At 68.0% G+C, this 9,010-nt stretch carries 6 protein-coding genes; all 6 read right to left on the bottom strand.

The features are described 5' to 3' along the window. Positions 1 to 10 precede the first annotated feature (10 nt). Positions 11 to 1,468: an amidophosphoribosyltransferase gene (gene purF, locus ACYVF5_RS16575; RefSeq protein ID WP_460948454.1), complete on the bottom strand. Its 1,458-nt coding sequence runs from the start codon at positions 1,466 to 1,468 to the stop codon at positions 11 to 13. A gap of 43 nt (positions 1,469 to 1,511) precedes the next feature. Then, positions 1,512 to 2,618, bottom strand: coding sequence for a phosphoribosylformylglycinamidine cyclo-ligase (purM, locus tag ACYVF5_RS16580; protein WP_460948456.1), 1,107 nt, complete (start codon positions 2,616 to 2,618; stop codon positions 1,512 to 1,514). Next, the gene (locus tag ACYVF5_RS16585) at positions 2,619 to 3,062 is read right to left on the bottom strand and encodes a hypothetical protein (RefSeq protein WP_460948458.1); all 444 of its coding nucleotides are present in this window, start codon (positions 3,060 to 3,062) and stop codon (positions 2,619 to 2,621) included. Between the two features lie 52 nt (positions 3,063 to 3,114). Continuing rightward, positions 3,115 to 4,023: a lytic transglycosylase domain-containing protein gene (locus ACYVF5_RS16590; protein WP_460948460.1), complete on the bottom strand. Its 909-nt coding sequence runs from the start codon at positions 4,021 to 4,023 to the stop codon at positions 3,115 to 3,117. Between the two features lie 28 nt (positions 4,024 to 4,051). Further along, positions 4,052 to 6,208, bottom strand: coding sequence for a hypothetical protein (locus ACYVF5_RS16595; RefSeq protein ID WP_460948462.1), 2,157 nt, complete (start codon positions 6,206 to 6,208; stop codon positions 4,052 to 4,054). Positions 6,209 to 6,299: 91 nt separating this feature from the next. After that, positions 6,300 to 9,010: fibronectin type III domain-containing protein (locus ACYVF5_RS16600; RefSeq protein WP_460948464.1), on the bottom strand; the 2,711-nt coding region annotated here is incomplete at its 5' end.

The raw sequence follows: 9,010 nt of genomic DNA on the forward strand, positions 1-9,010 counted from the left end.
AGCGGGTCGCTTATGACAGCTGCGTGCGCTCGACCCAATCGAGATACTCGGGCGACACCGTCCCCGTGACATAGTCACCGGTGAAGCAGCTCATCTCGAGGTCCGCGATGCCGGTGCCCTCGACGATGGCGTCCTTCATGTCGGCGACCTCCTGGTAGATCATGTAGTCGGCGCCGAGCTCGGTCGCGATCTCGGGGATCTTGCGACCGTGAGCGATGAGCTCACGGCGAGACGGCATGTTGATGCCATACACGTGCGGGTAGCGAACCGGCGGAGCCGCAGACGTGAACGTCACCTTGTTCGCACCGGCGGCCCTGGCCATGTCGACGATCTCTTTCGACGTCGTCCCGCGCACGATGGAGTCGTCGACGATCAGGATGTTCTTGCCCTTGAACTCGCTCGACATCGCGTTGAGCTTCTGCCTGACACTCCGCTTGCGTTCTGCCTGCCCCGGCATGATGAAGGTGCGGCCGACGTAACGGTTCTTGTAGAACCCTTCTCGATACTCGATGCCGAGCTTGCGCGCGACCTGCATCGCCGCGGGCCTCGACGAGTCCGGAATGGGCATCACCACGTCCACATCGCCGAGCGGCATGTGCGTCGCTATGGTGTCTGCAAGGCGATCGCCGAGACGCAGACGCGCGTCATACACCGAGATGCCGTTCATCACGGAGTCGGGCCTGGCGAGGTAGACATACTCGAACGAACACGGCACAAGACGCGGATGGGCTGCGCACTGGCGGGAGTACAGCTCGCCGGACGCGGTGATGAAGACGGCTTCTCCCGGTGCGACCTCGCGCACGACGTCGTAGCCTGACGCCTCGAGCACAAGCGATTCGCTCGCGACGATCCACTCGTCGCCGAGAAGCCCGGCCGTGCGACGCCCGAGAACGAGAGGCCTGATTCCGTAGGGGTCCCTGAATGCGAGCAGGCCATGCCCGGCGATGAGAGCGATCGCTGCATAGGATCCCTCGACCCGCTCGTGGACCTGGGTGACAGCTGTGAAGATCTGGTCAGGGTCGAGGTCGCGCCCCGAGACCTGCGCCTGCAGCTCGGTGGCCAGCACATTGAGGAGCATCTCGGTGTCGCTCGTCGAATTGACGTGCCTGCGGTCGATGTGAAAAAGATCGTCGGCGAGTTCGCGTGTGTTCGTGAGGTTGCCGTTGTGCACGAGGGTGATGCCATACGGAGCGTTCACGTAGAACGGCTGGGTCTCGCGTTCGTTGGCCGCGTCTCCTTTCGTGGCGTAGCGCACGTGACCGAGGCCGACGTTGCCGAGCAGCGTTCTCATGTCACGGGTGCGGAATCCCTCACGGACCTGGCCCTTGACCTTCGTCATATGAAGCGTCAGTCCGTCTGCCGTGGCGATTCCCGCGGAATCCTGCCCACGATGCTGCAGCAGCAGCAGGCTGTCATAGACCTGCTGGTTGACCGGTTCGTGAGAGACGATGCCGACGATGCCGCACATGGATCAGTGTTCTCCTGGAATGAGCGAGGGCGAGGTGGGGATGTTACGAAGCATAGGTGCCGACCAGGCGAACGGCGCCGCCGTCGACGCCCTTCGCGCCCTGCTCGAAACCGGTGAGGTCTCGAGCCGAGGTCTCGACGGTGCCGACCTGCCAGGTCGGGATCCCGGACGCCGTCAGCCGGGCTGTCACGCTCGCGGCGGCGTCGGCCGCCACAACGGCGAAGAAGCCGATACCGAGATTCCAGGTGCCCTCCGCGCTCTCGAGCGATGTGCCTGCCATGTCGCTGAGCACCCGGAACACGGATGCGGGAGACCACGACGAACGGTCGACCTCGACCCATGACCCGACCGGAAGCACACGAGCCAGATTGGCGGCGATCCCGCCGCCGGTGACGTGGCTGAGTGCGTGGATGTCTGCCGCGAGCACCGGATCACCCGTCACGGCGAGCAGCGGCGACGTGTACAGCCGGGTGGGCTCGAGCAGGACCTCACCGACGACGCCGCCGAGTTCGTCTGACCGGTCTGTGAACGCGAGATTCCTGGCCGCGAGGATGTGCCGGACGAGCGAGTAGCCGTTGGAGTGCAGGCCGGACGACTCGAGGGCGAGCACAACGTCGCCGTCAGACACACGATGGGCGCCGAGCACGGCATCCGCTTCGACGGCACCGACGGCCGCCCCCGCAACGTCGTAGTCGTTCTCGCCGAGCAGGCCGGGGTGCTCCGCCGTCTCTCCGCCGACGAGGGCGGTTCCGGTCGCCGAGCATGCTCTGGCGATGCCGGCGACGATGCCGGCGATGCGTTCGGGAACGACTTTTCCGCAGGCGATGTAATCGGTCATAAAGAGCGGCTTCGCGCCGACGACGACGATGTCGTCCACGACCATGCCGACGAGGTCCTGACCGATGGTGTCGTGTTTGTCGACGGCCTGCGCGAGGGCCACCTTCGTGCCCACGCCGTCTGTCGAGGTCGCGAGAAGCGGCTTCGAGAACGCGGCGAGGGCCGAGGCGTCGAACAGTCCGGCGAACCCGCCGACGCCCCCGATGACCTCTGGGCCGTGCGTGGCCGCAACCGCAGCTTTCATCAGGTCGACAGCGCGGTCGCCCGCAGCTGTGTCGACGCCTGCATCACGATATGAGCTCGAAGAAGACATTTAAGCGGCGGGGCCTTTGGTTGTGGGAGGCTGCACCGCCGGACCGGCGTCGAGCGCCTCGGTCGCCCGTTCACTGTGGGCGGTCTCGGCCTCGCTGTGCACTTCTACACTACCGGTTCTGATGTTCTGTGCGACGACGGTTCGCGCCCTGCGGCCGATGACGCGATCGAGGACGATCGCGGCGAGAGCACCGAGCGCGATCCCGATCGGCACGGCAGCGAGAAGCAGGAAACCGAACACCTGTCCCGTCGAGTACTCGATGTCGTCGCCCGCGACGGCACGCTGCTCTTCCGACGACCCTGACGGAACCATGAACGTGAGAGCCAGCGCCGCGACGACGCCGAGCAGAGCCCCGAGCAGCATGAAGTTCACGAAGCGGGGTCGCCGTCTGACCACCACGCTCTCTTCGACCACGCTGTCAGCCTGATCCTGTTCACCGCTCATACGTCTATTGTCGCGCACGAAACTGAGTGCGATCGCCGACGAGCGCCAGGGGTCAGCCGTCTCCGCGCGCCGCGCTCGCCGCGTATGCAGAGGCTGACTCCGCCACCCGGTTGTTGTAGCCCGCAGCCGGGTTGTAGGCCATGACCGCATCGATCCAGCCCTGCGACCGACGCAGGTCCGTTCCGGCGGCGCACAGATAATGAGCAGCGGAGAGAACAGCGTCGTCGAGGTTGTGCACGTCGGAGATCCCGTCGCCGTTGCCGTCGGTCTTCCATTCGGACCAGGTGGACGGAATGAACTGCATCGGTCCGAGAGCGCGGTCCCAGACGGGATCGCCGTCGAGCGCGCCGGCATCCGTGTCTGGGACGGCCAGCGTCTCTGAACCGTCGAGCACGAGCCCGAGGACGGGCGGCGAGACCGTTCCGTCCTCGGCGACGACTCCCCCGTGGATGGCGCCGTGGTCGGTCTCGACGAAGCCGATCGCCGCCAGGGTGTTCCAGCCCAGACCGCACCCGGGCCTCTTCTCGGCCATCTGGATGGCCGCACCCGCGTATGCGGCGAGCGCCCTCTGCGGAATCGACGTGCGACGGGCGGTCGCCGCAAGCCAGCTCGGGTCGGGCAGGGCGGTTATCCCCCCGGCATCCTCGGGGGCGGCGCCGTCGGCATCGGGTTCGGCCGTCACCTCTGGAGCCTCTTCCGACGGTGCAGGTTCCGGCGAGCCGTCCGTCGTCGCTGTGCCTGTGGTGACGGGACCGACGACAGGTGCCATCGCGAAGACGACCACAAGCACAGCGATAGCACTCGCGATCACCAGGGCTGACAGGCTTGCGACGACCACAAGCCGGCGATCGGGCCTGGCCTGTCGCCCGTATACGTCCTTTTCATCGGACGGCACCTCGCCCGCACCCGCGAGAAACTCATCGAATGAGGGGGGTGCCGTCGTGTCCTCGATCCCGGTCACGGGCCACTCATCTCGTACCCGGCATCTCTTACCCCGTGCCACCCGCCGACGCACGACGACGTACCGTCGCGTTCACGACCGCACCGGCCAGAAAGAGCAGGAGCGCGGCGGCGAACCATCCGCCTGCATCAGCGCCAGTGACGGGCAGCGCCTCCGCGGGATCGCCCCGCCCGTGATGATCGTCCAGCCTCTCAAGGCCGCCCGCCACGGGCTGCTCGGTCCCCGGGCTCTCAGGACTCCCAGGGCTCTCCGGACTCTCCGGACTCTCCGGGCTCTCCGGACTCTCCGGAGCGCCGACCAGGCTCAGCGACGTCCAGGTATCGGCGGAGCGGTTGAGGAACGAGTCGACCCAGGTGTTGTGAACGGTGTGCCTGAGGAAGGTCGCCACGCCGTACTCTTTCTCGGGGTCGAGGGTATCGGCCGGGATCGTGATTCCAACGGTGAACGAGCCGTCGTTGCCGTCGACGTATCCCTTGTACAGCTGCCCGCTGCTGGAGTCCCACGACGTGAGAACCCAGTCGCGGTGCGCCTCCTGACCCGGCTGCCATGAACTCTTCTCGTAAATGCCCACGTCGATCGAGTAACTGGAGTCGTCGTCACCCTCTGGGATGTCGAAGTTCGCGCCGAGCACCCGGACGGAGGTCGTCTCCGAGGGATCGATCCGCCCCTCGGGAAGGATCACGACCTGAGGAGCCCCGGTGCTCGGGATCACGGTGAGCGAGACCGGGTCCGAGACCCGTGTCTCACCGTCGAGGTTCGTCACGGCCACTCGGAGCAGCCGGCCGTCCGCCTCGAGCGAGGTTCCCGTGGCCGTGATCCCGCCGAGGGTGCCGACCGCACCGACCCAGGTGCTCCAGATCTCGCCGTCCTCGCTGTATTCGAGCACAACCGTTCCCGGATCGATCGCCGGGCTGCCCGCTGCTTCGAAGTCGAGCTGCAGCGGAGTTCCCTCGATGACGGTCTGGTCGACCGGCTGCCGGGTGAACTCGAGCTCCCGGAACGGAGCCGTCTGCACACGGATCGCGCCCGACTCCGCCGATCCGTGCTCGTTCGTGGCGACGACACGCAGGTGCTCGCCGTTCCAATCGGGCTGGACGCCGCTCACCGTGAGACTCGTTCCCTTCTCGCCGTCGACAGTTGTCCAAGGCCCGTCGGCCGATTCCGCGCGCTCCCAGCGGATGCCGGTCTGCCCCGCGACCTCGACCGTGAACGTCACGTCGCGTCCCTCGATGATCGGCATCTGCGCCGTTGTGCTCGGGGCGGAGAGGATCACAGGGACGGTCTTGATCTCTGGAGCGCCGTCGAAGCCCACGGTGAAGGGGAGCGGTAGTTTGTCCGGATCCGCGCTCAGCCCGCTGGTGTGCCAGTAGCTCGACAGCTGGGTCTCATAGTGGAAGTCGACGAACGACTCCGGCCACGAGCCCCAGCGCGGGTCGGCCGCCTTGACGGCGTCGCCGATCGCGGACGTCGTCTCACGGACTCCGTCGACGAGCGGGAAGTAGTCGACCCCGGCGAAGGCGGGTGTCACGACGATGCCCTCATCGGTGACCTCGACCTGCTCGAACTGTGCGACGGTGACGAGCCGCGGCTCCAGATCGTAACTCTGCGAGGGGTCATCCATCGGAGCCCCCTTGCCGCCGGCCGTCGCCGTGAGCGTTCCCGTGCCATCGGATGCCACGGTCAGGGTGGGATCCTCGAGCCACCAGGGCACGAGGCCGCCGTAGGCGTTGGCTGTGAAGCCACCGGTCCACGAGATGGTGGCCTCGCCGGTGACGGTGTTGGCTGTGCCTGCACCGCCGGTGAAGAGCACGTGCTGCTCGACATCCGGTGTCGCCCGCACGCACTTCGTGCCCTCGGAGACGCTGACGGCTGTGTGCTCGTCGATGCGCTGGATGACCTGCACATCGCCGACACTCGGCGCGTACGCATCCTGCGTCCCGGCCGAGAAGAAGTTGCAGCCGTTGCCTGCCGGGTTGCCGCCCTGGTAGATCGGGTTGATGCCCCACTCGAGACTCGCGTCGTCGACCGGGCGCAGTTCGCCGCCGGCCGACGTCACCAGCGGGCTCACCGTCGCCATGGGGTCCGCAACGGCCGGACCGGCCACGGCAAGCGTCGTCGCGACAGTCGCGACGACGCCCATCGCGAGCGAACCGGCGAACAGACGTCGCCGAAGGGGAATGGTCATCGAATCTCCTGAGATGTGCGGATGCTGTCGGTGGGCAGCGCTCCGCCCGGACCGCGATCCGAAGAACGCCGTCCGGGCGGGCGCCCCGCTCCTACTCGCTCTCGATCGAGGTGCGCCGGGTGCGGGTGTAGACGACGGCACCAGCGCCGAGAAGCAGCAGCACGAGGGCGGCTGCGGCCCAGCCCGAGATGTCGGCGCCGGTGTCGGCAAGTCCCGATCCCGGGCCGGCGGGCGCCGTCGAACCAGCCGGCGACGCTTGATCGACCGGCGTGCCGGTGCTCGGAGCCGCGGCGACCTCGAACGTGTTGTAGCCGATCACCGTTCCGTCAGCCGCGTAGGCGACGAGCCGGTGGGCACCGGCCTCGAGGTCGGCGGGCAGCTGGACCGTGACGGTCCCCGCCGCGTCGGCGAGGAACCAGCCGAGGAACACGGGCTCAGAGTGCAGCGAGAGGCCGATCCACGTTCCGGCATACTCTGCGCCGGCCGTCACAGTGGCGGTCGTGCCGTCGACCGTGACCTCGACGCCGCCATACGACTCGTCGGGGAACTCGGTCAGCAGCTCCGGCTCACCCTCGGGAGCGGCTCCCGGGACCGAGACGGCGCCCGACTCCTCGGAGCTCGTCTGGCCTGCGGCGTTCTTCGCGGTGACGACCGCCGTGTAGTCCCCGGCGGCCAGGCCGTCGAACACCACGCTGAGGGTCGAGGCGTCAACGCTCTCGGTGAGCTCCCCGTCGTCACCGGTCAGCACCACGTCGTATCCGGTGATGGCCGAGCCGCCGTCAACGGCCGGAGCCGTCCACGAGACGGTGACGGCGTCGCCGTCGCTCAGCTGCGCAACCGGTGTCCCTGGCACGCCAGGAGCGGTCGCCGGCACTGTCACATCGGTCGACACACCGGACGATCCGCCCACGGTGTTGTAGGCGATGACGGAGACCGTGTAGGTCGCGCCCGGAACGAGGTTGTCGAAGGAAACGCTCGTCGCATCGGCGTCGACGGTCTTCTGCTGGACCGGTGACCCCGATGAGAAGACGACGACGGCGTAGCTCGTGAGCGGTGTGCCCCCGTCGTCATCCGGAACACCCCAGGTCACGTCGACGCTCGTTCCGGTCGCCGTCGCGGTCACCGGGCGCGGTGCGCCGGGCACATCGAAGGTGCTGATCGGCGCTGAGACCGGAGACGGCTGTCCTGTGCCCGCCGCGTTCACGGCGGCGACGGTGGCGGTGTACTCGGCTCCCGGTGTGAGACCCGAGACCGTCACCGAAGACGCCGACGCGACTGCCTCGGCGCTCGCGACCCGCTCACCGGCATGGAAGATCGTGACCAGGTATCCGGTGACCGGCGAGCCGCCGTCATCCGACGCCGGCGCCCAGGCGACGGCGATCTCGCTGCCGCTCACGGCACTGACCGTCGGCGCCGCGAGCGAGCCGGGAACCTCGGCGAGCGTCGTGACGGTGGCTGCCGGGGATGCGGAGGACTCTCCGACGGCGTTCTCAGCGGTGACCGTCACCGTGTACTCGGTCGCACGGTCCAGCCCGGTGACGACAGCCGTCGTCTCCGTTGCAGACACGGATGCGATCCCCGATCCCTTCTGAGCGACGGAGACGGTGTATCCGGTGATCGGCGAGCCACCGTCGGCCGGAGCAGCCCACGAGACGTTGATCGAGTCAGAGCCCGCAGCGCTCACCGTCGGCTGCGCAGGGGCCGCAGGAGCAGTGGCGGGCACGGTCACGGCGTCGGATGCATCCGACACGGGCGAAGGACCGCCGGCGTTCCTGGCGACGACCGTGGCCGTGTAGCTCACGCCCGGGACGAGGCCGTCGAACGTCGCCTCGGTCGCATCGGCCGGAACCGACTGCGTGGAGGGCTCGCCGTTCGCCGGCGTCAGCGTCACGTCGTATCCGGTGATCGCCTCTCCGTTGCCGGACGGAGCCGTCCAGGACACGGTCACCTCGGCGTCGCCGGAGAGCGTCGCAGTGGGCTTGGCCGGCGCCTCCGGTGCGAGCACCGCGAAGGCCACGGGCGTGTAGGTCTCGAAGGCGGGGTATGCAGCGCCGCCGCCCGGATAGGTGTAGATGCCGTAGTTGCCGGTCTCCGGCTCGCCGTCGTAGCCCTTCTCGACCTGGAGGGTCGCCTCGAAGGTGCCGTCCTCGCCGATCGCGACGCCTGCGCCGCTGCCGGAGGGGTCGATCGTCACGAGGTCGGCCTGGTGGACGCCCCAGACCACCGAGTGCGTGTCACGCGTTGCCGAGCCGGCGCCGGCAGAGGGCTTCCAGACATCCGCGAACTTGCCGAAGGCGATGTAGGCGCCGGTGAACTTTCCGGCCAGCGGAGGCCTCGAGCCAGACGTCGCGGGCGGGTTCGGCAGGAAGCCGGAACCGGTGATGGTGAGAGTCTCACCATCTGGATCGATGCCCTCGGTCTTCGAGACGACGACTGTCGGCGTGGGCACCGACACGGCGAGTGTCGCGCTCTCGGAGCTGACCGATCCCGAGGCGCCGGTCACCACGACACGATACTGCGCCGCTGCGGCGGTCGTCGCGACGATCTTGCAGCGGGCCTCGGTAGCGCCGTCGATGTCGGTCCAGTCCGTGCCGTTCGCGCTCTTCTGCCACTGGTAGGAGAGCCCGTCGCCCGTCGCCTCGACCGAGAGAGCAGCGGTCTCACCGAGGGTCGTCTCGACATCCTGCGGCTGGGTGACGATGGCGGTCGGAGCCGACACAACCTCTGCCGTGTAGCTCACGGTGAGGGGGTTGGCGGGTTTGGCGGGGTCGCGTGATCCGCCGGAGGTGTACCAGTACGCGC

The organism is Okibacterium endophyticum (assembly GCF_054780075.1).

What these genes read in the sequence shown, in the direction of transcription:
- purM (WP_460948456.1), bottom strand. Translation starts at nt 2,618, where the DNA reads ATGTCTTCTTCGAGCTCATATCGTGATGCAGGCGTCGACACAGCTGCG.
- purF (WP_460948454.1), bottom strand. Translation starts at nt 1,468, where the DNA reads ATGTGCGGCATCGTCGGCATCGTCTCTCACGAACCGGTCAACCAGCAG.
- ACYVF5_RS16585 (WP_460948458.1), bottom strand. Translation starts at nt 3,062, where the DNA reads ATGAGCGGTGAACAGGATCAGGCTGACAGCGTGGTCGAAGAGAGCGTG.
- ACYVF5_RS16595 (WP_460948462.1), bottom strand. Translation starts at nt 6,208, where the DNA reads ATGACCATTCCCCTTCGGCGACGTCTGTTCGCCGGTTCGCTCGCGATG.